This window comes from Streptomyces sp. NPDC058812 (genome assembly GCF_042744565.1).
Lineage (GTDB): Bacteria > Actinomycetota > Actinomycetes > Streptomycetales > Streptomycetaceae > Streptomyces > Streptomyces thinghirensis.
Window position 1 is genome coordinate 1 of sequence record NZ_JBHYOB010000085.1, and the last position, 1044, is coordinate 1044.

A 1044-nucleotide genomic window follows, 5' to 3' on the forward strand; every position below is an offset into this window, starting at 1 on the left:
CCCGTCAAGGCCTCGCAGACGCCCCGACCATTCACCGCTCACTCGTCTCCGGAGCGACCGAGGGCCTGCTGGAAAAACTGCGCCGCGCGCTGGCGGAAACGCGGAAAACCGCAATTGCCGAGGGCGACGAACTGACCGTGAACTACGTGAAAGCCATGTATTCTAAATTGGTATCCACGGTGGGCGAATCGACCGCGAACCGTGAACTCCGCCGGCCGGACTGGATGCACATCATCCGCGCGAAAGCATTCGCGAATCTGTGGATGAAGGCAAATAAGGCCCACAAGGCGGGGCTTCAGGTCGTGGAGATTTCTGGAACGGATGAACTGCACGTCGTGGGTGACTGGCGTTCGGTGTTCTCCGAGGGCCGGGACCTGAACCAGGTGAAGGAAAAGAACACCTACATTCTTGGGGGTAAGCGCTGATGGCCGGATCCGAGGACCTGTGGGCCCGCTGGGGCGACTGGCGCAAGCACGACGCGCGGGGCATGAAGGGCGGCGAGGCCCTGATCCTGGAGCTCAACCGGATCGTCCACTCCTCCGGCATCGCCTCGCCCGTCACGTCCCGCCGCGGCCTGGCCGCCCGCCTGCGGTACCTCGACAGCCCAGCCGGCCGCGAGGCGCTGGCCCAACAGGGCGTCACGGCCCGTACGCTGCGTTCCTGGACGCGTGGCAAGGGCAGCCCCTCCCCGGCGAGCCGGGAGCGGATTGACGCTGCCTACTGGGAGCGTCGGCGCGAAAACCTGATCCGTTCCGGCTGGCTGGCCCGCCACCTCGACAACAACGGCCAGGGCCGCCGCATGGAGATCTACCCCGTCGACCAAAGCCAGGTCGACTCCAAGTACAGCCGCCCCCTGAGCGACCGATCTATCACCGTCCGGTACATCTGGACCGACCTGGTAACTGCGTGGGGCGCTCGGGATGAAGCCCTGGTGGACGAAATCTGGGACGACGTCATTTCCGACCTCGATTCCGAATATGCAGCCTATGCATACGTCTCTTCTGTCGGTATCGGAGCCTGACCCCTCCCGCTACTCCTAGCTGC

1 protein-coding gene and 1 pseudogene are annotated in these 1044 nt (G+C 64.7%); both read left to right on the top strand.

Annotated elements, in window-relative coordinates; translation table 11 throughout:
* A pseudogene (locus tag ACFW48_RS38800) lies at positions 1 to 425 on the top strand (acyltransferase); the annotation flags it as partial.
* On the top strand, positions 425 to 1021 hold the full coding sequence (locus ACFW48_RS38805; RefSeq protein WP_386323399.1) for a hypothetical protein: 597 nt from the start codon (positions 425 to 427) through the stop codon (positions 1019 to 1021). The pseudogene ACFW48_RS38800 and the gene ACFW48_RS38805, both read left to right, overlap by 1 nt.
* Positions 1022 to 1044: the final 23 nt, after the last annotated feature.